The sequence below is a fragment of the Amycolatopsis albispora genome (assembly GCF_003312875.1).
Taxonomy (GTDB): domain Bacteria; phylum Actinomycetota; class Actinomycetes; order Mycobacteriales; family Pseudonocardiaceae; genus Amycolatopsis; species Amycolatopsis albispora.
This window is the reverse complement of record NZ_CP015163.1, coordinates 8,646,842-8,668,591: the sequence shown is the minus strand read 5'-3', so window position 1 is coordinate 8,668,591 and position 21,750 is coordinate 8,646,842. Positions and strand designations below refer to the sequence as shown.

23 protein-coding genes and 1 pseudogene are annotated in these 21,750 nt (G+C 70.8%); 14 read left to right on the top strand and 10 right to left on the bottom strand.

Going from position 1 to position 21,750, the window contains the following annotated elements:
• Window positions 1-61: 61 nt before the first annotated feature.
• Together A4R43_RS40230 and A4R43_RS40225 are read right to left on the bottom strand one after the other, a co-directional pair.
• A complete protein-coding gene (locus A4R43_RS40230) occupies window positions 62-1,558 on the bottom strand; it encodes a CoA-acylating methylmalonate-semialdehyde dehydrogenase (RefSeq protein ID WP_113696878.1) in 1,497 nt (498 codons plus the stop codon).
• The gene (locus tag A4R43_RS40225) at window positions 1,555-2,853 is read right to left on the bottom strand and encodes an aspartate aminotransferase family protein (RefSeq protein WP_113696877.1); all 1,299 of its coding nucleotides are present in this window, start codon (window positions 2,851-2,853) and stop codon (window positions 1,555-1,557) included. The genes A4R43_RS40230 and A4R43_RS40225 overlap by 4 nt, the downstream gene beginning before the upstream one ends.
• Window positions 2,854-2,935: 82 nt before the next feature.
• On the opposite strand from A4R43_RS40225, the gene A4R43_RS40220 reads away from it, so the two are divergent.
• From A4R43_RS40220 to A4R43_RS40195, 6 genes and pseudogenes are all read left to right on the top strand, one after another.
• On the top strand, window positions 2,936-4,549 hold the full coding sequence (locus A4R43_RS40220; RefSeq protein ID WP_113696876.1) for a PucR family transcriptional regulator: 1,614 nt from the start codon (window positions 2,936-2,938) through the stop codon (window positions 4,547-4,549).
• 60 nt (window positions 4,550-4,609) lie between these two features.
• Window positions 4,610-4,984: an SSI family serine proteinase inhibitor gene (locus A4R43_RS40215; protein WP_113696875.1), complete on the top strand. Its 375-nt coding sequence runs from the start codon at window positions 4,610-4,612 to the stop codon at window positions 4,982-4,984.
• Window positions 4,985-5,201: 217 nt separating this feature from the next.
• Window positions 5,202-6,813, top strand: a pseudogene (locus A4R43_RS40210) (NCS1 family nucleobase:cation symporter-1); the annotation flags it as partial.
• Window positions 6,767-7,609 (top strand): nitrilase-related carbon-nitrogen hydrolase, encoded by an 843-nt coding sequence (locus A4R43_RS40205; RefSeq protein WP_113696873.1) that lies wholly within the window; start codon window positions 6,767-6,769, stop codon window positions 7,607-7,609. The pseudogene A4R43_RS40210 and the gene A4R43_RS40205, both read left to right, overlap by 47 nt.
• Window positions 7,610-7,622: 13 nt before the next feature.
• Window positions 7,623-9,011: a dihydropyrimidinase gene (gene hydA, locus A4R43_RS40200; RefSeq protein WP_113696872.1), complete on the top strand. Its 1,389-nt coding sequence runs from the start codon at window positions 7,623-7,625 to the stop codon at window positions 9,009-9,011.
• Between the two features lie 23 nt (window positions 9,012-9,034).
• A complete protein-coding gene (locus tag A4R43_RS40195; protein WP_113696871.1) occupies window positions 9,035-10,033 on the top strand; it encodes a TIGR03842 family LLM class F420-dependent oxidoreductase in 999 nt (332 codons plus the stop codon).
• Window positions 10,034-10,037: 4 nt separating this feature from the next.
• On the opposite strand, the gene A4R43_RS40190 is transcribed toward A4R43_RS40195, so the two are convergent.
• The 5 genes from A4R43_RS40190 to A4R43_RS40175 form a co-directional block, all read right to left on the bottom strand.
• Complete coding sequence (locus A4R43_RS40190) at window positions 10,038-10,475, bottom strand: type II toxin-antitoxin system VapC family toxin (protein WP_113696870.1); 438 nt, start codon at window positions 10,473-10,475, stop codon at window positions 10,038-10,040.
• Window positions 10,476-10,505: 30 nt separating this feature from the next.
• Complete coding sequence (locus tag A4R43_RS43080) at window positions 10,506-10,778, bottom strand: hypothetical protein (RefSeq protein ID WP_162788769.1); 273 nt, start codon at window positions 10,776-10,778, stop codon at window positions 10,506-10,508.
• A gap of 37 nt (window positions 10,779-10,815) precedes the next feature.
• Window positions 10,816-11,643, bottom strand: a complete 828-nt coding sequence (locus A4R43_RS40185; protein ID WP_113696869.1) for a siderophore-interacting protein — start codon at window positions 11,641-11,643, stop codon at window positions 10,816-10,818.
• Window positions 11,644-11,796: 153 nt separating this feature from the next.
• Window positions 11,797-12,117, bottom strand: coding sequence for a hypothetical protein (locus A4R43_RS40180; RefSeq protein ID WP_236809354.1), 321 nt, complete (start codon window positions 12,115-12,117; stop codon window positions 11,797-11,799).
• Between the two features lie 5 nt (window positions 12,118-12,122).
• On the bottom strand, window positions 12,123-12,521 hold the full coding sequence (locus tag A4R43_RS40175; protein ID WP_236808561.1) for an SgcJ/EcaC family oxidoreductase: 399 nt from the start codon (window positions 12,519-12,521) through the stop codon (window positions 12,123-12,125).
• Between the two features lie 82 nt (window positions 12,522-12,603).
• Here A4R43_RS40175 and A4R43_RS40170 point away from each other — a divergent pair, with 82 nt between their 5' ends.
• Window positions 12,604-13,287 carry a TetR/AcrR family transcriptional regulator gene (locus A4R43_RS40170; RefSeq protein WP_113698204.1) on the top strand — a complete coding sequence of 228 codons (684 nt, stop codon included), beginning with the start codon at window positions 12,604-12,606 and terminating at the stop codon, window positions 13,285-13,287.
• Between the two features lie 60 nt (window positions 13,288-13,347).
• Complete coding sequence (locus tag A4R43_RS40165; protein ID WP_113696866.1) at window positions 13,348-13,704, top strand: ArsR/SmtB family transcription factor; 357 nt, start codon at window positions 13,348-13,350, stop codon at window positions 13,702-13,704.
• Here A4R43_RS40165 and A4R43_RS40160 read toward each other — a convergent pair.
• Window positions 13,635-14,441: a helix-turn-helix transcriptional regulator gene (locus tag A4R43_RS40160; protein ID WP_113696865.1), complete on the bottom strand. Its 807-nt coding sequence runs from the start codon at window positions 14,439-14,441 to the stop codon at window positions 13,635-13,637. The genes A4R43_RS40165 and A4R43_RS40160 overlap by 70 nt on opposite strands.
• A 66-nt stretch (window positions 14,442-14,507) precedes the next feature.
• On the opposite strand from A4R43_RS40160, the gene A4R43_RS40155 reads away from it, so the two are divergent.
• Window positions 14,508-15,044 (top strand): SDR family oxidoreductase, encoded by a 537-nt coding sequence (locus A4R43_RS40155; protein ID WP_113696864.1) that lies wholly within the window; start codon window positions 14,508-14,510, stop codon window positions 15,042-15,044.
• On the opposite strand, the gene A4R43_RS40150 is transcribed toward A4R43_RS40155, so the two are convergent.
• Entirely contained in the window at window positions 15,041-15,778 is a 738-nt protein-coding gene (locus A4R43_RS40150) for a methyltransferase domain-containing protein (protein WP_113696863.1), read from the bottom strand. The two genes, A4R43_RS40155 and A4R43_RS40150, sit on opposite strands and share 4 nt — an antisense overlap.
• A 56-nt stretch (window positions 15,779-15,834) precedes the next feature.
• On the opposite strand from A4R43_RS40150, the gene A4R43_RS40145 reads away from it, so the two are divergent.
• The 5 genes from A4R43_RS40145 (at window position 15,835) to A4R43_RS40125 (ending at window position 20,417) form a co-directional block, all read left to right on the top strand.
• Window positions 15,835-16,233 (top strand): MerR family transcriptional regulator, encoded by a 399-nt coding sequence (locus A4R43_RS40145; protein WP_113696862.1) that lies wholly within the window; start codon window positions 15,835-15,837, stop codon window positions 16,231-16,233.
• Window positions 16,234-16,315: 82 nt separating this feature from the next.
• Window positions 16,316-16,504 (top strand): hypothetical protein, encoded by a 189-nt coding sequence (locus A4R43_RS40140; protein ID WP_113696861.1) that lies wholly within the window; start codon window positions 16,316-16,318, stop codon window positions 16,502-16,504.
• A 111-nt stretch (window positions 16,505-16,615) separates the two neighbouring features.
• Window positions 16,616-18,634, top strand: a complete 2,019-nt coding sequence (locus A4R43_RS40135) for an MMPL family transporter (protein WP_113696860.1) — start codon at window positions 16,616-16,618, stop codon at window positions 18,632-18,634.
• Window positions 18,631-19,767, top strand: a complete 1,137-nt coding sequence (locus A4R43_RS40130; protein WP_113696859.1) for a sensor histidine kinase — start codon at window positions 18,631-18,633, stop codon at window positions 19,765-19,767. Before A4R43_RS40135 ends, A4R43_RS40130 begins: the two co-directional genes overlap by 4 nt.
• Window positions 19,764-20,417, top strand: coding sequence for a response regulator (locus A4R43_RS40125; protein WP_113696858.1), 654 nt, complete (start codon window positions 19,764-19,766; stop codon window positions 20,415-20,417). The genes A4R43_RS40130 and A4R43_RS40125 overlap by 4 nt, the downstream gene beginning before the upstream one ends.
• Window positions 20,418-20,519: 102 nt before the next feature.
• Here the strand turns inward: A4R43_RS40125 and hemW are convergent, their stop codons facing one another.
• The gene (gene hemW, locus A4R43_RS40120) at window positions 20,520-21,734 is read right to left on the bottom strand and encodes a radical SAM family heme chaperone HemW (protein ID WP_205215170.1); all 1,215 of its coding nucleotides are present in this window, start codon (window positions 21,732-21,734) and stop codon (window positions 20,520-20,522) included.
• Window positions 21,735-21,750 lie beyond the last annotated feature (16 nt).

The following is a 21,750-nucleotide window of genomic DNA, read 5'->3' as shown; positions in this document are numbered from 1 at the left end:
CCTCACCTCCGCCGGCCGCCTGCCTTCAACCAGAGTTTACGGAAAGCAGGCGGCCAGGCGCTCAGGTGTTGCGCGGGAAGCCGAGGTTGACGCCGCCGTGCGAGGGGTCCGGCCAGCGCGAGGTGACCACCTTGGTGCGGGTGAAGAAGTGGAAGCCCTCCGGCCCGTAGGCGTGGCTGTCGCCGAACAGCGAGTCCTTCCAGCCGCCGAACGAGTAGTAGCCGACCGGCACCGGGATCGGCACGTTCACCCCGACCATGCCGACCTCGATCTCGTTCTGGAACCGCCGGGCGGCGCCGCCGTCGGTGGTGAAGATGGCCGTGCCGTTGCCGTAGGGGTTGGCGTTGACCAGCTCGACCGCCGGCTCGTAGCCCTCGGCGCGGACCACGGACAGCACCGGCCCGAAGATCTCGTCGCGGTAGACCGACATCTCCGGCGAAACCTTGTCGAACAGCGTCGGGCCGAGCCAGTAACCGCCCGCCTCGCCGTCGACCTCGATGCCGCGCCCGTCCACCACCAGCTCCGCGCCTTCGGCCACGCCCGCGTCCACATAGGACTCGACCTTGGCGTGGTGCGCGGCGGTGACCAGCGGGCCCATCTCGGAGTCCGGGCGGCGGCCGTCGCCGACCCGCAGCTTCCGGATCCGCTCGGCGATCTTGGCCACCAGCTCGTCCCCGACCGGATCCACCGCGACCACCACGGAAACCGCCATGCAGCGCTCCCCCGCCGAGCCGAAGCCCGCCGAGACCGCGGCGTCGGCGGCCAGGTCGAGATCCGCGTCGGGCAGCACCACCATGTGGTTCTTCGCGCCGCCGAGCGCCTGCACGCGCTTGCCGTGCCGCGTCCCGGTTTCGTAGACGTAGCGCGCGATCGGCGTGGAGCCGACGAAGGAAATCGCCTTCACCACGGGGTGTTCCAGCAGCCCGTCCACCGCCACCTTGTCGCCGTGCAGCACGTTCAGCACCCCGGCGGGCAGCCCCGCCTCGGCGAACAGCCCGGCGATGAAGTTGGCCGCCGAGGGGTCCTTCTCGCTCGGCTTGAGCACCACGGTGTTGCCGCAGGCGATCGCGTTCGGCACGAACCACAGCGGCACCATGGCCGGGAAGTTGAACGGCGAGATCACGCCGACCACCCCGAGCGGCTGCGCGATGGAGTACACGTCCACCCCGGTGGAGGCGTTCTCGCTGAAGCCGCCCTTGAGCAGTTGCGCCGCGCCGCAGGCGTATTCGACGTTCTCGATGGCACGCGCGATCTCACCGGCCGCGTCCGAGACGACCTTGCCGTGCTCGCTGGTGACGATCCGCGCCAGCTCGTCCTTGCGCTCGGCGAGCAACTGCCGGAAGGCGAACATGATCCGGGTGCGCGCGGCGAGCGAAGTGCCGCGCCAGGCCGGAAACGCGTTCTGCGCCGCGGCGACGGCGGCCTCCACCTCGGCGCCGCCTGCGAAGTCGACCCGTGCGCGCACCTGCCCGGTGGCCGGGTCGAACACGTCGCCGGACCGCTCGGCCACCCCCGAGAAGGGCTTGCCGTCGATCCAGTGGCTGATCCGTTCCGTCACTTGCGTGCCTCCTGCGCCGCCGCGATCGAACCTTCGAGAATCTCCAGTGCCTCACCGGTTTCGGCGTCGGTGAGGGTCATCGGCGGGGCCAGCCGGATGACGTTGCCGTGCAGCCCGCCCTTGCCGACCAGCAGCCCGCGCTTCTTCGCCTCTTCCAGTACCACACCGGCCGACGGCGGGCTCGGCGAGCGGTCCGCCTCGACCAGCTCCAGCCCGATCATCAGCCCCTTGCCGCGGACGTCGCCGAGCACGTCGTAGCGCTCCGCGAGGTCACGCAGGCCGCCGAACAGCGTGTCGCCCTGTTTGGCGGCGTTGCCCTGGAGGTCGTTGTCCAGCAGGTAGTCCAAAGTGGCCTTCGCGCCCGCGGTGGAGACCGGGTTGCCGCCGAAGGTCGAAATGGAGTTCGCGGTCAGGCAGTCCATCACCTCACCGCGCGCGACCACGCCGCCGATGGCCAGCCCGTTCCCCAGCCCCTTGGCGAAGGTCATCATGTCCGGGGTCACGCCGTGTGCCCGCATGCCCCAGAAGTGCTCGCCGGTGCGCCCCCAGCCGGTCTGCACCTCGTCGGAGATGAGCAGGATGCCGTGCTCGTCGAGCACCTCCTTGAACGAGCCGAAGAACCCGTCCGGCGGCACGTTGAAGCCGCCGACGCCCTGGATCGGCTCGGCGATCATCGCGGCCACGTCACCGGAGGTGCTGGTCTGCAGCACGTCACGCAGGTCGTCGGTGCAGGCGGCGATGAAGTCCGCGTCGGACAGCGAGGAGAACGGGCTGCGGTAGCGGTAACCGCCGTGCACGTAGCTGACCTTGACCGGGGACAGCGAGCTGGCCGACCAGCCGCGGTTGCCGGTGATCCCGACCGTGGCGAACGCGCGCCCGTGGTAGGAGTTGCGCAGCGCCAGGATCTGGTTGCTGCGCCGGTACTGCGTCGCCAGCATCAGCGCGGTCTCGTTGGCTTCGGTGCCCGAGTTGGTGAAGAACACCTTCGCGCCCTCGATGCCGGACAGCTCGGCGATCTGCTCGGCCAGCTCGACCTGCTTGCGGATCAGGTACAGGGTGGAGGTGTGCAGCACCCCGCTGTCGAGCTGGCGGCGGATCGCGTCGGAGATCTCCGCGACGTCGTAGCCGATCGCGTTGGTCAGGATGCCCGCGAAGAAGTCGAGATAGGTGTTCCCGTTCGCGTCGGTGACCCGGCGCCCGGAGGCACGGACGATCTCGATCGGCTCGTCGTAGTAGAGGGCCAGCCAGTTCGGCAGCACCGCGCGATGCCTGGAGAGCAGCTCCGATTCGGTCATGCGACCGAGTGTGCGGACCGGCCGGGGAAGAACGCCACGAGCAATGTGTACGGACTCGGTGCCCCGGCCGTACAGTCTGCCTATGTACCCGACGGTCGCCGAGGTGCTCGCCCTGCCGGTGCTCCGGCAGGGGCGGCCGCACGTGGTGGCCGGTGCGGCCGGGCTGGACCGCCGGGTGCGCTGGGTGCACGTGGCCGAGGTGATCGACATCGCGCACCTGCTCAAGGGCGGTGAGCTGGTGCTGACCACCGGCGTGGCCCTGCCCGACGACGAGGCGGAGCTGGCGAAGTACCTCGATTCGCTGGCCGCGGTCGGGGTGGCCGGGCTGGTGGTGGAGCTGGTCCGGCACTGGAGCGACGCGCTGCCCTCCGGCATGACCGAGGCCGCCGACCGCTGTGGCCTGCCGCTGGTCACGCTCTCGCGCGAGACCCGGTACGTGGCGGTCACCGAGACGGTCAACGGGCTGATCGTGGACGCGCAGGTGGACGAGTTGCGCGAGGCCGAGCGCGTGCACCAGACCTTCACCGCGCTGACCGTGTCCGGCGCCGAGCCCGACGTGGTGCTGCGCGAAGTGGCGCGCATGACCGACCAGCCGGTGGTGCTGGAGACGCTGTCGCACGAGGTGCTCGCCTACGACGCCGCGGGCACCGATCCCGGTGAGCTGCTGGCGGCCTGGCCACGGCGGTCCGCGCAGGTCCAGCTCGGCGAGCGCACCGGATACCACGCGGGCGCGGGGTGGCTGGTCACCGTCGTCGGCGCGCGCGGGCACGACTGGGGGCGGCTGATCGTGGTCTGCGCGGAGCCGCCGCGCGACCGGCACGTGGTGGTGGCCGAACGCGCCGCGTCGGCGCTCGCGCTGCACCGGCTGGTCGCCAAGGACACCGACAGCCTGGAGCGGCAGGCACACCGCGCGGTGCTCACCGAGCTGCTCAGCACCCCGGTCCCGGCGGCCGAGCTGGTGGTGCGGGCCGCCGCGCTGGCCGTGCCGCTGACCGGCAGGCAGCTGGTCGGCGCGGCCATCCGGCCGGTGCTCACCGCCACCGAACCGGCGCTCAACCTGGCCACCGTGCTGCGGGAGCTGGCCGAGGCGGCCGCGGTGGCCACCCGGCGCGCGCGGGTGTCGGCACTGGTCGCGGTGGTCGGCGACACCAGTGTCGGCGCGCTGCTTTCCCTTTCCCCGCAAGCGAAACCGGAGGCGGTGCTGGACCGGCTGGCGGCCGAGGTGCACCAGGCCCGCGGGGTGGCGCCGTCGATCGTGGCGGTGGGGAGCACGGTGGACAGCGCCGCCGACGCCCGCCGCAGCCTGACCGAAGCCGGGCACGTGGCCGACGTCGTGCCCGCCACCAGGGAGTCCGCCACCGGATTCCACCGGCTCGAAGACGTGCGCCTGCGCGGCCTGCTGCACCTGCTCGCCGACGACGAGCGGGTGACCGCCTTCGCTTCGCGGGAACTCGGCGCGCTGCTGGCCAAGGACGCCACCACCGGCAACCGGCTGGTGCAGGCGCTGCGCTTCTACTGCGCGCACGGGGGCAACAAGTCCGCCGCCGCGGCCGCCGCGCACATGTCGAGAACGGCGTACTACCAGCAGCTCGCGCGGGTGGAACAGGTGCTCGGTGTGCCGCTGGAGGACCCGGAGTCGATGCTCTCGCTGTACGTGGCACTATTGGCCCACGACATTCATACCACCCGACCGTGAGGGCGATTTTCACCCCGTCGAGTAGCTCAGTGATCAGGCGAGCCCGCCGATGAACCGATCATGGCTATTTTTCCCTTCGAACCGCTCACCGCTTGCGCGCTGACCCTGGCCTGCATCGGGGGCCCGGCCCACCCCGCCGACGCTTCGATCGCCCTGTCCACCCTGGACTCGGGCGGGCGCTCCGGCGCGGTGGTGCTGCAGTGCGACCCGGCGGGCGGCACGCACCCCGACGCCAAGGCCGCCTGCGCCGCCCTGTCCCGCGCCGACGGCGACCCCGGCCGCGTCACGCCCAAGGACGTGGCCTGCACGCTGGAGTACGCGCCGGTGGAGGCCCGCGCGTTCGGCACCTGGAAGGGCAAGCAGGTCGACTTCCGCACCACCTACCCGAACCGCTGCGCCGCCGACGCCCACTCCGGCGGGGTCTTCGGCTTCTAGGGGCCGCCCCACTGCAATGAATGTGGCTTTCATAGCGCCTGGCGCTAGGAAAGCCACATTCATTGCGTTGGCGAGTCGGGCGCGTTGAGCTGCGGTTACGCCGCGACCGCATGCATCGCGGAGATCCATGCGCAATCGACAGTGTGTTCTGGGACACAGCCATCGGTGAACACTCTGCCACTGCCACCCCGGGCACCGCCGGTCGCAGGATTCCGCAATGACGCACACCCGATCGCAGGCCGGCACCTCCCCGTCCGGTGACGAGATCGTGCACGAGGACGGCCGGGTCGACCTGGCCGATCCGGGCGTGCTCGCGGGCAGCCGCTTCCTGAACCCCGAACTGGCCCCGGTCCCGGTCGGCAAGCGCACCTGGACCACCTACAACTACTTCGCGCTGTGGATGGGGATGGCGCACAACATCCCCAGCTACGCGCTGGCCGCGTCGCTGATCGCACTGGGCATGAACTGGGTGCAGGCGCTGCTGACCATCGTGCTCGGCAACATCATCGTGCTCGCGCCGATGCTGCTGAACAGCCACGCCGGCACCAAGTACGGCATCCCGTTCCCGGTGTTCGCGCGGGCCTTCTACGGCATCCGCGGCGCGAACTTCGCCGCCCTGCTGCGGGCGTTCATCGCCTGCGGCTGGTTCGGCATCCAGACCTGGGTCGGCGGTGAGGCGATCTACATCCTGACCGGCAAGCTGGTCGGCGGCGACTGGCGCAACGCCGCCGAGTTCGCCGGGCAGCCGTGGACGCTGTGGCTGAGCTTCGCGGTGTTCTGGCTGGTGCAGATGCTGATCATCTGGCGCGGCATGGAAGCCGTGCGGCGCTTCGAGAACTGGACCGCGCCGCTGGTCTCGGTCGGCTTCCTGATCCTGCTCGGCTACGTGCTGGTCAAGGCGGGCGGGCTGGGCCCGATCCTGGCCGACCCCGGCAGGCTCGGCTGGGGCCCGGACTTCTGGAAGGTCTTCGCGCCCGCGCTGATGGCGATGATCGCCTTCTGGGCCACGCTCTCGCTGAACATGCCGGACTTCACGCGGTTCGGCGGCAGCCAGCGCAAGCAGGCCCGCGGCCAGGTGTTCGGCCTGCCCACCACGATGACCTTCATCGCGATCGTGGCCATCCTGACCACCTCCGGCGGCAAGGTGCTCTACGGCGAGGAGATCTGGGACCCGGCCCGGCTGGCGGACCGGTTCTCCAGCCCGGTGCTGGTGGTGCTGGCGCTGGTCGCGCTGGTGCTGGCGACCATCTCGGCGAACCTGGCGGCGAACGTGGTCAGCCCGGCGTACGACTTCTCCAACGCCTTCCCGAAGCGCATCACCTTCGCCGTCGGCGGGCTGCTCACCGGCGTGATCGGCATCGTCATCCAGCCGTGGAAGCTGTACTCCGACCCGAGCATCTACATCTTCGCCTGGCTCGGTTTCTACGGCGGTGTGCTCGGCGCGGTGGCCGGGGTGCTGGTCGCCGGGTACTGGGTGGTCAACCGGACCGAGTTGCACCTGGCCGACCTCTACCGCGAAGGCGGCCGGTACTGGTACCGCGGCGGCTGGAACTGGCGGGCCATGGTGGCCACGCTGGCCGGCGCGGTGGTCGCGGTCGGCGGCGCCTACACCGCGGCCGGGGAGCAGGGCCCCTTCCCCGCGGACGGGCTGATCCCGTTCCTCAAGCCGTTCTACGACTACAACTGGGTGGCCGGGCTGATCGTCGCCTTCGTGGTCCACCTCGCCCTGTCCTGGCAGAAGTCCGGCGGCGGCAGGCACGCCGCCCCACAAGGAGGAGACAAGTGAGCGACCTGGTACGCGCGGGCCTGATCCAGCAGCGCTGGACGGGCGACAAGGAGTCGATGATCCGGAACGCGGTGGACGCCATCGGGAAAGCGGCCTCGCAGGGCGCCCAGGTGGTCTGCCTGCAGGAGTTGTTCTACGGCCCGTACTTCTGCCAGGTCCAGGACGCCGACTACTACTCCTACACCGAAGGCATCCCGGACGGGCCGACCACCAAGCTGATGCAGGAGGTGGCCGAGCGCCACGGCGTGGTGCTGGTGGTGCCGATGTACGAGGTCGAGCAGCCGGGGGTCTACTACAACACCGCCGCGGTGATCGACGCCGACGGCACCTATCTCGGCAAGCACCGCAAGAACCACATCCCGCAGGTGAAGGGCTTCTGGGAGAAGTTCTACTTCCGGCCCGGCAACCTGGGCTACCCGGTGTTCGACACCGCGGTCGGCCGCATCGGCGTCTACATCTGCTACGAGCGCCACTTCCCCGAAGGCTGGCGCGCGCTCGGCCTGGCCGGGGCGAAGATCGTGTTCAACCCGTCGGCGACCAGCCGCGGGCTCTCGGAGTACCTGTGGCGCCTGGAGCAGCCCGCCGCGGCCGTGGCCAACGAGTACTTCGTCGGCACAATCAATCGCGTCGGGGTGGAACCCTTGGGGGACAACGACTTCTACGGCCAGACCTACTTCGCCGACCCGCGCGGGCAGCTGGTCGGCGAGGCGGCGTCGGACACCGAGGAGGAAATCGTGGTGCGGGACCTGGACATGGGCCTGCTCAACGAGGTCCGCGACCTCTGGGCGTTCTACCGCGACCGGCGCCCGGACAGCTACGGACCGCTGACCGAAGCGTGAGGAGGTTTTCCGCATGACACGCACCCTGATCAAGGGCGGCACGGTGCTCAGCTCGACCGGCACCAGCGTCGCCGACGTGCTGGTGGACGGCGAGAAGATCGCCGCGGTGGCCGCGCCCGGTGTGTTCGGCGACGCGGAGCGGGTGATCGACGCGACCGGGAAGTACGTCATGCCCGGCGGCATCGACGCGCACACGCACATGGAGATGCCCTTCGGCGGCACCTTCTCGCACGACACCTTCAGCACCGGCACCACGGCCGCCGCCTGGGGCGGCACCACCACGATCATCGACTTCGCGGTGCAGGCCAAGGGCACCACGCTGCAGTCCACACTGGACAAGTGGCACGAGAAGGCCGACGGCAACTGCGCCGTCGACTACGGCTTCCACATGATCATCTCCGATGTGAACGACACCACGCTCAAGGAGATGGAGTCGTGCATCGGCGCCGGGGTGACCAGCTTCAAGATGTTCATGGCCTATCCCGGCGTGTTCTACTCCACCGACGGCGAGATCCTGCTGGCCATGCAGAAGGCCCGCGAAACCGGGTCGACGATCATGATGCACGCGGAGAACGGCATCGCGATCGACCAGCTGGCCGCGCAGGCCTTCGCCGCGGGCAAGACCGAGCCGGTGCAGCACGGGCTGACCCGGCCGCCGGAGCTGGAGGGCGAGGCCACCCACCGCGCGATCCAGCTGGCCAAGGTGACCGGTTCCCCGCTCTACATCGTGCACCTTTCCGCAGCGCAGGCACTGGCGGCCGTCGCGGAGGCGCGCAACGACGGGCAGAACGTGTTCGCCGAAACCTGCCCGCAGTACCTCTATCTGTCCATTGAGGACATGGCGAAGCCCGGTTTCGAAGGCTCGAAGTACGTGGCCTCGCCGCCGCTGCGGGAGAAGAAGCACCAGGCGGACCTGTGGCGCGGGCTGCGCACGAACGACCTGTCCGTGGTGTCCACCGACCACTGCCCGTTCTGCTTCGAGGACCAGAAGGTGCTGGGCACCGACGACTTCCGCGCCATTCCGAACGGCATGCCCGGCGTGGAGCACCGGATGGACCTGCTGCACCAGGGCGTGGTGGCCGGGGAGATCACGCTGGAGCGCTGGGTGGAGACCTGCGCGACCACCCCGGCACGCATGTTCGGGCTGTACCCGCGCAAGGGCGTGATCGCCGCCGGGTCCGACGCGGACATCGTGATCTACGACCCGGCCGCCAAGCAGACGCTGTCCGCGGAAACGCACCACATGAACGTGGACTACTCGGCGTACGAGGGCTTCGAGCTGACCGGCCGGGTGGAAACGGTGCTGTCGCGGGGATCGGTGGTGGTCTCGGCGGACGGGTTCACCGGCTCCACCACGCACGGCCGGTTCCTGCGGCGCGACCTGAACCAGTACCTGAGCTGACCGGCGACCGAGGGGTGTCCACTGTGGATTTCGGCGTTGTGCTCCAGACGGATCCGCCGGCCGGCGACCTGGTCCGGCTGATGACCGCGGCCGAGGGCGAGGGCTTTCGGTACGGCTGGACCTTCGACTCCTGCGTGCTGTGGCAGGAGCCGTTTGTCATCTACTCGCAGATCCTCGCGGCCACCTCGTCGATGGTGGTCGGCCCGATGGTGACCAGTCCCGGCACGCGGGACTGGTCGGTGCTGGCCTCGTTGTTCGCCACGCTGAACGACATGTACGGCAACCGCACGGTGTGCGGCATCGGCCGCGGGGACTCCGCGCACCGGGTGGTCGGGCTCAAACCGTCCACTTTGGCCACCCTGCGGGAGTGCATGCACGTCACCAAGGAGCTGGCCGAAGGCCGCGAGGTGCTGCTGCGCGACAAGCCGGTGCGCATCCCGTGGGTCCGCGACGGGCGGCTGGAGATGTGGATGGCCGGGTACGGGCCGCGGGCGCTGAAGCTGGTCGGCGAGCACGCCGACGGGTTCATCCTGCAGTGCGCGGACCCGGCCATCGCGCGCTGGACGATCGGCTCGGTGCGGGAGGCGGCCAGGGCCGCCGGCCGCGACCCGGAAGGCATCACCATCTGCGTGGCGGCGCCCGCCTACGTCGGGGACAACCTGGTGCACCAGCGGGAGCAGCTGCGCTGGTTCGGTGGCATGGTCGGGAACCACGTGGCCGACCTGGTCGCCCGCTACGGCGAATCGGGTGACGTGCCGCGGGAGCTGACCGAGTACATCAAGGAGCGCGAGGGGTACGACTACGCGCACCACGGCAAGGCGGGCAACCCGTCCACCGAGTTCGTGCCGGACGAGATCGTCGACCGGTTCTGCCTGACCGGACCGGCGGGCGCGCACGTGGAACGCCTGCAGGAACTGGCCGAGCTGGGCGTGGACCAGTTCTCGCTCTACCTGATGCACGACGAACGGGAGCAGACGCTTTCGGCCTACGGCTCACAGGTGGTCGGCAAACTAAGCGGCTGAGGTCCTACTGATCGGCCTCGGGGTAGATCCTGAAGTACGAGACATGCACGGGCTTGATGTGCTCGAAGTGCCGACGATCCACGGTGGCCACCTCAACGGTCTTCAGCCGTTCCGCGGTGGCCACCACCGCCGCATCCGCCACGCCGAGCGGCCAGTCGGCATACTGCCGCATCAACACGGCCATCCGACGGAAGTCGTCGTCCATCGGGTGATAGATCCGGATCTGGGGTGACCGCATGAGTTCCTCGATGAACGCAGCCTCGGCTTCGCCGCCAAGGTGCTTCTCAATGTACTGGCACACTTCGGTGAGTACCAGGGAGGGCACGAGGAGATCACGGGTGGCAGCCGACTTCAACCACGCGACAACCGCCTGGTGATGATCATCCTTGCGGCTGACCATGGCAATGAGCGGACCGGCGTCAACCACGATCGGACGCGCCATTAGAGGTTCTACCGTCCCGTCGCCAGAGGTTCAGGCGTCGTCCTGGCCGCGGACAACGGCCTTGACCCGCTCGGACGAGTCGGCAGGCAGGTCGAACATCCCCAGAAAAGTCGGCAATGAATACGGCTCCGGAGTCGCCGGCTTCTCCTCGGCCGTTGGTTCCGGTGTGCGATCAGCGCCGAATCGGCCAACGGCCGACCTTCGCGCCGTCAGTCCGGCAGGCTTGTGTAAACCGCTGGCAGCAGAACGAACCCGACGGGTTGCCCCGGCCGGCACATCGTAGTTCAGCTGCCTGTTGCCCACGTCATCGATGTTACACCGGACATTCCGATAACCCGCGTCAGGAAGCAGCCGCGGCCTGTTCCTTGGCTCGTTCCTCGGCCTTTTCGGCCTGCCAGCCGTCTTCGTCCTTGCCTCGGCGCCAGTAGCCCGAAATGGACAGCAGGTCCTTCCGGACGCCGCGCTCGTTGAGCAGGTGCCGCCGCAATTCGCGGACGAAGTCGGCTTCGCCGTGCACGAAGGCCTGCACCACACCGTCGCCGAAGTCGAGGTCTCGCACCGCGCGCACCAGGTCACCACCGGCCGAGCGGTGCAGCCAGGTGATCTCCGCGTCGGCCTTGGTGGCCAGCGGCAGTTCCTCGTCCGGCCCGCCGACCAGGATGAACGCCCGCACCCGCGCACCGGACGGCATGCGCTCGAGCGAAGCCGAGATCGCGGGCAGCGCGCTCTCGTCCCCGACCAGCAGGTGCCAGTCGGCCTCGTCACCGGGCGCGTAGGCACCGCCGGGCCCCGCGAAGAGCAGGTCGTCGCCGGGTTTGACGTTGAGCGCCCACGGTCCGGCCAAGCCCTCGTCCCCGTGCACCACGAAGTCGATGGCGAACTCGCCGGCCTTCCGGTCGAAGTACCGCACGGTGTAGGTCCGCGTCCGCGGCCACTGCTCCCGCGGCAGCTCGGCGCGGATGCGCTGCAGGTCCATCGGCTCCGGATAGGTCACGCCCGGTACCGGGAAGCACAGCTTCACGTAGGCGTCGGTGAACCCGTTCTCGGTGAACTGCGCGAGGTTCTCCCCACCGGCGACCACGCGCACCATGTGCGGCGTGAGCCGCTCGGTGCGCAGGACGCGCAGGCGGATGAGCGGCCGGGGACGCCGCGCTGGACGCTCCGCCATGAGTGGCCCCCTTCGAATCCTCGGGTTCACGTGCTAGCTAAGGCTAGCCTAACGGGAAGCTTCGCGCCCGCACAGATCAGCACCGCCCCAGCCTGGCTCGAAGATCGCTCCGGGGCACCCCGAGCAGGCTGGACCGGCGGATTGAGACCTACGTCACGTCAGCCGGGCCGCGCACCCCAGTTCCTCGCCGACCCTGGCCAGCAGGGCACCGACCCCGTCCCTGGTCCGCTCGCGGAAGCCGATGAACAGCCGGTTGGCCAGCGCGACCGTCCACACCGGACTCCGCGCCACGTTGAACACCCGGTGGACCACCCGCGAACCACCCGCCGCCGGTGACACCAGGTACTCACCGCGGTACCACCAGCCACCCTGCGCCCAGACCGTGTCGCCGTCGCGCCGCCAGCCGGTGTCACGGGCGACCGCGGCGAGCACGCGCTCGGGCGGCGCCTCGACCACACCGGCGACCTCGACCATCAGCTTCACGACGGCACCGCCGTGCGCCGCGTGTTCTGGAACGACGCGATGCGCCAGCCTTCCGGCTCCTCCACCAGCACAAAGGTGACCGTCGACGCCCGGCTCGGGTCCTCGTCCGCGCCGTCGAGCGTGGTGCCGCCGCCGATGACCACGATCGCCACGTCCGGGCGCACGAACCGGACCGCGGGCGGCGTGGTGCCGCAGGTCATCTTCGAGCCCTTGAGCGGGCCGTCGAAGAGGAACCGGTGGCTCTCCTCGATAGCCGCCCGGCCCCGGCTGTTCTGCCCCATGAAGTTCACGTAGTCCGCGTCTTCGAGGAACAGCCGCGCGTACGCCGCCGCGTCGCCCGCGTTCCATGCCTCGGTCAGCTCGTTCAGCGTGCTGAACACCGCCTGCTCGCTCATGCCCATCTCCTTCGAACACCGTTCGTTTGACGAACACCATTCGTACTTACGAACACTGTTCGTGTCAAGTACAGTGTTCGCCATGACCGTTCCCGCTCCGCCGTGGCGGCGCTCCGGACGCGCGGTGAAACCGCAGCTGTCCGCCGAGCTGATCGTGCGCACCGCACTCGAACTGCTCGACGCCGAAGGCATCGACGCGGTGAGCATGCGGCGGGTCGCCCAGGCGCTGGACACCGGCGCGGCCTCGCTCTACGCACACGTGTCCAACAAGGACGAACTGCACGAGCTGATGTTCGACCAGGTGCTGGGCGAGGTCGAGCTGCCCGAACCGGACCCGGCGCGCTGGGACGAGCAGCTCCGGGAAGTGCTGCAGGGCCAGCTTTCGGCGATGCTGGCCCATCCCGGCATCGCGAAGGTCGCCTGGGCGACACAGGTGCCCGTGGGCCCGAACGCCTTGCAGCATGGGGAAACGGTGCTCGCCCTGCTGCGTGCCGGTGGACTGTCCGAACGGGACGCCGCCTACGCCTCCGACGCGCTTTCCTTGTACACCAAGGCATTCGCCTACGAGGCCAGCGGCTGGGCGTCGGGCGAGTTCGCCGAGGACGAGGCCGCCGAGCGCGGGCGCCAGATGCACGAGTACCTCAGCTCGATGCCGGGCCGGTTCCCGAACATGCTCACCCTCGGCCAGTACTTCTCGGCGGAAACCTCGGCGGACCGCTTCCGCTTCGGGCTGGACATGCTGCTGCGCGGCCTGCGCCGCGGTTGACGGGTCCGCGGGCGCCACCTATAGTAAACTGACTTGTTGATAAAACGCTAGGTTGCCTTAATGACGGTGGATGACGAGTGGCTGGACCGGGCCTTCGCCGCGCTCGGCGATCCCGTGCGGCGGGCGATGATCGCGCGCCTGTCCCGCGGTGAGGCCACGGTGAACGAGCTGGCCGAGCCGTTCACCATCACCAAGCAGGCGGTTTCGCGGCACATCCAGGTGCTGGAGGCGGCCGGCCTGATCACCCGCAGCCGCGACGGCCAGCGCCGCCCGTGCCACCTGGCCCCCGCCGCGCTCGAAGCGCTGACCGGCTGGATCGACACCTACCGCCTGGCCGCCGAAAGCCGCTACCGCAAGCTCGACGCCCTGCTCAGCTCCCTCAACCCGGCTTCCGACGGCGAACCCGGCTCGGCGTAGAAAAGGACGAGCCGCTGGCCGTCGCTGTCCGGCAGCGGCAGGAGTTCGTCGGTCAGCGTGAGCGGGCCCGCCGTGGCGTGCCGGTAGACACGCGTGTGGTGCGCGCAGCCGCGCACCGGGTGCGCCGCCCACAGCCCGGCGAATTCGGGGCTGGCGCGGCGCAACTCGTCGATGAGCGCGGTCAGCGCGGTGTCGCCGGGGCGACGGCCCGCGAGGTGGCGCAGATCGGCGACGGTGTCGGCAGCCTTGTCCGAGTCGAACAGTCCGCGCACGCGAGCGTCCAGGAAGAACAGGCGTGCCCAGTTCGGCCGGGCGTCGAAATCCAGGTGCGGGGCGAGCAGCGCGTGGCCGAGGCGGTTCCACGCCAGCACGTCGGTGTGCCTGCCGAGGATCAGCGCGGGAACGGCTCCCACGGCGCCGAGCAGCACACGATGCCGTGGTGCCAGCCGCTCCGGCATCTCCGGGTGCACGGTCTTGGCGTTCGCCAGCGCGTGCAGGTGCGCGCGTTCCTCGTCGTCGAGGCGCAGCGCCTTGGCGAGCGCTTCGAGCACGGCCTCGGACACCGCACCGTGCTCACCCTGCTCCAGCCGCCGGTAGTAACCGGGGCTGACGCCCGCCAAGGCCGCCAGTTCCTCGCGGCGCAGGCCGGGAACGCGGCGGACTTCGCCGTAGTCGGCCAGCCCGACGTCGGCGGGCCGCAACCGCGCGCGGCGGTCGCGGAGGAATTCACCCAGCATGGCCCCAGCATGCCTGCCCCTGGCAGGGGCAGGCACGACCACGCCGGTTCACGCAGGATCGGCGGCGTGAGAGTTGCAGTGATCGGTGCGACCGGAACCATCGGCACCGCGGTGACCGCGGCCCTGCGCGACCGTGGGTACGACGTGGTTCCCGTTTCGCGGACCAGTTCCAGTCCAGTGGACATCGCCCGCCCCGAGGGCCTCTTCGCCACAGCCGGGCCTCTCGACGCCGTGCTCTGCTGCGCGGCGAGCGGCGCGCTCGTGCCCATCGACTCGGGCACCGACGAGGAGTTCTTCACCGGGCTGGAGACCAAGCTGCTCGGGCAGGTGCGGCTGCTGCGGCGGGCCGTCGAGCACCTGCCGGACGGCGGTTCGGTCACCTTGACCTCGGGCACCTTCGAGGAACCGACGCCGGGCAGCAGCTTCGGCGCGCTGACCAACTCGGGCCTGGAGGCGTTCGTGGCGGCGGCCGCGGCGGAACTTCCGCGCGGACTGCGGGTCAACGTCGTCAGCCCGGGCTGGGTGCGGGACGCGACGACCGTCGTCCCGCACTACCTCCGCGCGCTGGAGGACGTCACCCTGACCGGGCAGACCCTCCGTTAAGGCCGGGTGGCCGACGCGACGAACTGCGGGGCCGCGAGCAGGAACCGGCCCCGCGCCACGCGTTCCCGCTGCTCCGCGAGCCAGTTCTGGGCTCGCTCGGCGCTGATCACGCCCGTGCCGACGGCGGCCGAGGCCGCCGACTCCAGCATCGGCAGCCCGGTCTCGCCGGTCAGCAGCGCGGTGTGCACCTCCACCGCCACGTCGGTGAAACCGCCGTCCAGCAACAGGTTCCGGTACCGCAGCGCGCTGCGCGGTGACGGCATCGACGCCACCTGGGCACCCAGCACGGCCCGCTCGGTGGCCGGGTCGTCGCTGTCGACCCCGACCATCTCCCAGTTCGGTCCAATGAGGACTATGCGCCCGCCGGGCGCCAGTACCCGCGCCGCCTCGGCCAGCGCGGCCGCCGGGTCGGCCACCGCGTGGTAGACGCGTTCCGCGCGGTAACCGTGGAAATGCCCGTCGGGAAAGGGAAGCCGCTCCGCGCTGCCTTCGGTGAACTCACCGGCGGGATGACGTCCCTTCGCCACCACCAGCACTTCGGGGTTGACGTCCACACCGGACACCCGCGCGCCCGCCGCGGCCAGCTCCCCCACCGAAGTCCCGGTGCCGCAGCCCACGTCCACCACCCGCTGCCCCGCCGCCACGCGCAGCAGCTCGTGCCCGCGGTGCCGGGCCAGCGCGGCGGCCGGCTCGCGTTCGAAACCGTCCATCATGGCGACAAAGCGTTCGATCATCGGAAAACCTCCGGTCCGGGTTGCCGTGTGACCCCAGTCTGTGACTTCATGTCGACATGAAGTCAAGCGAGTACACCGTCGGCGAGCTGGCCGGCCGGTTCGGGCTGCCGACGAACGTGCTCCGGCACTGGGAGGCCGAAGGACTGCTCACCCCGGAGCGCACCGCGGGCGGGCAGCGCCGCTACCGGAAGTCCGACGTGGTCAAGGTGGCGCTCATCCTCCAGGGCAAGGAACTCGGCTTCGGCCTGGCCGAAATCCGGCGCGTGCTGACCACCGGCGATCCGGCCGACCGCCGCGCGGCGCTGCGCGAGCACCACGCGGCCCTGACCAAGCGCATCGAGGAAGCCGAGGCCGCCCGCGCCGCGCTCGGGCACGCGATCGCCTGCACCAGCGACGACTTCCTCGAGTGCGCCCACTTCCGCCGCCGGCTCGCCGAGCGGATCCCGCCGGGCTGAGCGGATTGCTCCGAATGCGAGGAATCAGCGCGGCGGTACCGGGTACCCGCACCGGTATCGGGGGCTCGAAAGGAGGACTGCCGTGTTCGCCATCATTGCCGCGGTCATCTTCGGCTTGGCGCTGATCTTCGACCTGGCCGACATCTCGCTCGGGACGGCGCTCGACGGAGGCACCCTGCTCACCGCCGGTCTGCTCTGCGTGGCACTGCACCTGGCCGGGGTCGGGGCGAGCGCACGCGGACGCACGTTCTGGCGTGCCCGCTCTCGCTGACCGGAAGCCGTGTCAACTCCAGGAGTACCCCGGCTGTCCACTCCAGCCGGACGCGCACACCCCCGCTGACCCGGCACCGTTTCGCCCCGAGCCAATTGAAGGGGCGAAACGGTGCTGGAAAAAGCGGAACAGGCGCGCGGGTACTTCGCGCTGCCCGCCGGCCGGACGGCCAAGCGGGTCATCATCGGGTTGTGGTTGCTGCTGCTCGCGCTGGCCGTGCCGGTCGGGCTGAACATCGGGTCGGTGCAGAGCGACGACGCACGTGACCGGCTGCCCGCCGACGCGGAATCCACCAGGGTCACCGAACTCGTGGAACGGATTCCCGGCGGCGAAGGCGACCAGGTGCTCGTCGTGCAGCAGCGGCAGGACGGCATCACTGAAGCGGACCGCACGTGGGCGACCGCGCGGCGTGACGCGCTCGGCGGCACCGGCATGCCACCGGTGACCTCCGACGACGGCCGCACGCTGATGTACGCCGTGGAACGGGAAAATCCGGGCGAGGACGAGGAACGCACGGCCGCCTTCGTCGAGGAGGTCCGGCTGGCCGTCGCGCAGCCACCGCCGGGGCTGACCGTGCAGGTGACCGGGTCCAGCGCGATCGGCGCCGACATCGACGCGGTCTTCGAAGGCATCGACGAGACGCTGATGATGGTCACCACCGCCGTCGTGGCGTTGCTGCTGATCATCACCTACCGCAGCCCGTTCCTGTGGTTGCTGCCGCTGGCCGCGGTCGGCGTGTCGGCGATGGTGTCGATGGCGGCCCTGTACGGCATCGCGTCGGCCGCCGGGATCACCGTGTCCACGCAGAGCTTCTCGATCATGATCGTGCTGGTGTTCGGGGCGGGCACCGACTACGCCATGCTGCTGGTCGCCCGGTATCGCGAGGAACTGCGGCGCGTGCACGACGTGCACCAGGCGATGGGTGCCGCGCTGCGGGGCGCCGGCCCGGCGGTGCTCGCGTCGGCCGGCACGGTCACGCTCGGCCTGCTGTGCCTGCTCGCCGCCAGGATGAACGACCTGTCCGGGCTCGGCCTGGCCGGTGCCGTCGGCATCGCCTGCACGCTGGTCACCATGTTGACGCTGTTCCCGGCGCTGCTGCTGGTCACCGGACGGCGGGTGTTCTGGCCGAAGGTGCCGCGCTACGGCGCTCCGGCCACGGCGAGCCGCGGCATCTGGGCCAGGGTCGCGAACCACGCGGTCGCCAAGCCGGTGCGCACGGCCGCCGCGAGCGCCGCCGTGCTCGGGGTCTTCGCGCTCGGCCTCACCCAGCTCGGCGGCGACCTCGGCGAGACGGGCCAGTTCACCGACACCCCCGAGTCGGTCGCCGGATACGCCACCCTCGGCCAGGCGTTCCCCGAGCAGAGCGGCCGCCCGCTCACCGTGGTCACCGACAGCGCGAAGGCGGACGACGTGACCGCGCTTGCCGCGGCCGTGCCCGGCGTCGCCGAGGCCGAACCGGCGCGGCAGGGCGACGGGCTGACCGTCATCGAGGTCCGCCCCGGCGCCACCCCGGACACCCAGGAGGAGTTCGACACGGTGAGCCGCCTGCGCGCGGCGGTCGCCCCGGACGCGCTGGTCGGCGGGCCCGCCGCCGAGGAACTGGACACCCGCGAGGCCACCGCGGCGGACAACTGGCTGGTCCTGCCGCTGGTGCTCGCCGTGGTCCTGCTGGTGCTCGTCCTGCTCCTGCGGGCGGTGGTCGCGTCGCTCGTGGTGGTGGGCGCGGTGCTGCTCTGCTTCGCCGCGGCGCTCGGCATCGGCGCGATCGCCTACGACGTGCTCTTCGGCTTCGCCGGGACGGCGGCGAACCTGCCCGCGCTGTGCTTCGTGTTCGGTGTCGCGCTGGGCGTGGACTATTCGATCTTCCTGGTGGCCCGCATCCGCGACGACGCCCCGCGGCTGGGCACCAAGGAGGCCACGCGGCGGGCGGTGACCTCGACCGGCGGGGTGATCGCGTCGGCGGGCCTGGTGCTCGCGGCCACCTTCGCGGTGCTGGCGTCCCTGCCGTTCGTGCCGATGGTCGAACTCGGGTTCGCGGTCGCCGCCGGGGTGCTGCTGCAGACGCTGGTGGTGCAACCGCTGCTGGTCGCGCCCCTGCTGGTGGCGTTGCCGGGGAAGATGGAGCGGTGACGACGGAACCCCGGCGCCGCGTCGGCCTCGCCGACGCGGCGCTGACCGCCGCGCTGGCCGCGGTCACCGTGCTGGCCGCGTGGCTGCTGCCCACGCACTGGTTCGAGGGCCACGAACTCGACGGCGCCGGCGCGCTGCTGCTGGTGGCGCAGACCCTGCCGGTGCTCGTCCGGCGGTGGCTGCCGCTGCCCGCGCTGCTGGTCAGCTGCGTCGCGGCGGTGCCGTACCACGCGGTGGACTACCCGCACGAGGTCGCGCTGCCGCCGGTGATGGTGCTGCTGTACACGGTGGTGGTCAGCGGTACCCGCAAGCGCACGATCGCCACCCTGCTGCCGATCTTCCTGGCCATCGCGCTGACCATCGGCCTGACGCAGGACGGCCCGCCAGGGGTGGAGGTGGCCGCGCCGCTGGGCTGGCTGACCGTGGCGACGGTGTTCGGCGAGGCCGTCCGCCAGCACCGCCAGTACGTCGACAGCATCACCGAGCGCGCCGCGCGGCGCGTCGCCGAAGAGCGGCTGCGGATCGCGCGGGACCTGCACGACGTGCTGGCGCACAACATCGTGGTGATCAACGCGCACGCCGGGGTGGCCGCGCACCTGCTCGACGAGGAACGCGACCACCCGGCGCTGGCGCGGATCGCCGAGCCGTTGCGGACCGTCGCCGAGGCCAGCAGCAAGGCGCTCGCGGAACTCCGCACCACACTCGATGTGCTGCGGGGCAACGAAACCGACTCCGACCGCCGTCCGACGCCCGGGCTGGACCGGCTCCCGGAACTGGTCGACGCCACCCGGTCCGCCGGGGTCGCCGTGACGTTTTCCGAGCACGGCGAGCCCCGGGAGCTGGGGCCCGCGGTCGAGATCACGCTGTACCGGATCACGCAGGAAGCGCTGACGAACGTGGTCAAGCACGCCACCGCCTCGCGGGCCACCGTGCGGCTCGACTACCTCGGCGGGCGCGTGCGGCTGGAGATCACCGACGACGGCCGGGGCAGCACCGGCAGGCGCGGGGGCGGGTACGGCATCATCGGCATGACCGAACGGGCCGCCGTGCTCGGCGGGCGGCTCACCGCCGGTCCCGGCGCCCGCGGTGGTTTCACCGTCACCGCCGAACTGCCTGCCGAGGAGCGCGTGTGATCCGGGTCCTGCTCGCCGATGACCAGGCGCTGGTGCGCAGCGCGTTCGCCCTGCTGATCTCGTCGGCGGAAGACATGGCGGTGGTGGGCGAGGCGGCCGACGGGGCGCAGGCGGTGACCATGGCGCGGGCCGAGCGGGCCGACGTGGTGGTGATGGACATCCGCATGCCCGGCACCGACGGCATCGCGGCCACCGCGCGGATCGCCGAGGACCCCGACCTGGCCGGGGTGCGGGTGCTGATCCTGACCACCTTCGAAACCGACGACAACGTGCTCGGCGCGTTGCGCGCGGGGGCCAGCGGATTCCTGGTGAAGGACGCCAAGCCGGGCACGCTGCTGGCCGCGATCAGGACGGTCGCCGCCGGGGACGCCCTGCTCTCGCCGGGAGCGACGCGGGCGCTGATCACGCGGGTGCTGGCGCAGCCGGACCCGCCGCCGGGAGTGCTCGACATGCTGACGGCTCGCGAGCGGGAGGTCCTGACGCTGATCGGGCGCGGGCTGAGCAACGCCGAACTGGCCGAGGAACTGGTGATCAGCCCGCTGACCGCGAAGACCTACGTCAGCCGCCTGCTCACCAAGCTGGACGCGCGGGACCGAGCGCAGCTGGTCATCGCCGCCTACGAATCGGGCCTGGTCCGCCCGCAGCTCTGACGGGTGCCCCCGAGCGCCGAACGCGGCTCCCGACCCCGGTGTCACGAATGTGGCTTTCGGGACGCCAAACGTCTCGAAAGCCACATTCGTGACATCAACCGCCTAAGGCACCAGCCGTCGGACTACGCCGTCCGCGAGTAGGCGGCCCTTGTCCGTGAGCACGGCCCGGCCCCGCGCCGACAGTTCCGACTCCACCAGCAGTCCCTCGCGCGCTGCCGCCCGCGCCTCCGAGGCGCCCGCGGCGTCCAGCGCGTCCAGCGGCAGCCCGTCCGCCAGCCGCAGCTCCAGCATCACCCGTTCGACGTGCCGCTCGGACTCGCTCAGCACCTCCTGCCCACCGGCGGGCACGTGCCCGGCCGCCAGCAGGTCCGCGTACTTCGCCGGGTGCTTCACGTTCCACCACCGCACCCCGCCGACGTGGCTGTGCGCCCCCGGTCCGGCACCCCACCAGTCCCCGCCGCGCCAGTAGCCCAGGTTGTGACGGCAGCGCGCGGCCTCCGACGACGCCCAGTTCGACACCTCGTACCAGCGCAGCCTGGCCGTGGCGAGCACCTCGTCGATCAGCTCGTAGTAGGCCGCGAGCACGTCGTCGTCCGGCATGGGCAGCTCGCCCCGGCGCACCCGCCTGGCCAGCGCGGTGCCCTCCTCGACGATCAGCGCGTAGGCCGAAACGTGGTCCACGCCCGCGGTCAGCACCGCGTCCAGCGAGGCACGCAGGTCCTCGACGCGCTCCCCCGGCGTGCCGTAGATCAGGTCGAGGTTGACGTGCTCGAACCCGGCCGAGCGGGCCTCGATCGCGGCAAGGATCGGCCGCCCCGGGGTGTGCACGCGGTCCAGCACCTTGAGCACGTGCCGGGCGGCGGACTGCATGCCGAGGGAAACGCGGTTGTAACCCGCGTCACGAATTCCGGCGAAGAACTCCGGCGAGGTGGATTCCGGGTTCGATTCGGTGGTCACCTCGGCGCCCTTGGCCAGGCCGAACGCACCGCGCACCGCGTCCAGCACGGAAGCGAGCCCGTCCGCGCCGAGCAGCGACGGGGTGCCGCCGCCGACAAAAACGGTGTCCACCGCCGGCGCCCGGCCCAGCATCGCCGCGGCCAGGTCCAGCTCGCGGCGCAGGCCGTCCAGCCAGCTGGTGGGAGAGGAGGACGTACCCAGCTCACCGGCGGTATAAGTGTTGAAGTCGCAGTAGCCGCAGCGTGTCGCGCAGAACGGCACGTGGACGTAGACCCCGAACGGCCGGGTGCCGAGGCCCGCCAGCGCGGATTCGGGCAGGGCCAGCTCGGCGGGCGGCGTGGGATCGGTGAGCAGGTGCACCCCTCCACTATCCCAA

Coding starts and splice junctions, on each gene's coding strand:
- A4R43_RS40225 (WP_113696877.1), bottom strand. CDS start 2,853: ATGACCGAATCGGAGCTGCTCTCCAGGCATCGCGCGGTGCTGCCGAAC.
- A4R43_RS40220 (WP_113696876.1), top strand. CDS start 2,936: ATGTACCCGACGGTCGCCGAGGTGCTCGCCCTGCCGGTGCTCCGGCAG.
- A4R43_RS40215 (WP_113696875.1), top strand. CDS start 4,610: ATGGCTATTTTTCCCTTCGAACCGCTCACCGCTTGCGCGCTGACCCTG.
- hydA (WP_113696872.1), top strand. CDS start 7,623: ATGACACGCACCCTGATCAAGGGCGGCACGGTGCTCAGCTCGACCGGC.
- A4R43_RS40190 (WP_113696870.1), bottom strand. CDS start 10,475: ATGGCGCGTCCGATCGTGGTTGACGCCGGTCCGCTCATTGCCATGGTC.
- A4R43_RS40185 (WP_113696869.1), bottom strand. CDS start 11,643: ATGGCGGAGCGTCCAGCGCGGCGTCCCCGGCCGCTCATCCGCCTGCGC.
- A4R43_RS40180 (WP_236809354.1), bottom strand. CDS start 12,117: ATGGTCGAGGTCGCCGGTGTGGTCGAGGCGCCGCCCGAGCGCGTGCTC.
- A4R43_RS40175 (WP_236808561.1), bottom strand. CDS start 12,521: ATGAGCGAGCAGGCGGTGTTCAGCACGCTGAACGAGCTGACCGAGGCA.
- A4R43_RS40170 (WP_113698204.1), top strand. CDS start 12,604: ATGACCGTTCCCGCTCCGCCGTGGCGGCGCTCCGGACGCGCGGTGAAA.
- A4R43_RS40165 (WP_113696866.1), top strand. CDS start 13,348: ATGACGGTGGATGACGAGTGGCTGGACCGGGCCTTCGCCGCGCTCGGC.
- A4R43_RS40160 (WP_113696865.1), bottom strand. CDS start 14,441: ATGCTGGGTGAATTCCTCCGCGACCGCCGCGCGCGGTTGCGGCCCGCC.
- A4R43_RS40150 (WP_113696863.1), bottom strand. CDS start 15,778: ATGATCGAACGCTTTGTCGCCATGATGGACGGTTTCGAACGCGAGCCG.
- A4R43_RS40145 (WP_113696862.1), top strand. CDS start 15,835: ATGAAGTCAAGCGAGTACACCGTCGGCGAGCTGGCCGGCCGGTTCGGG.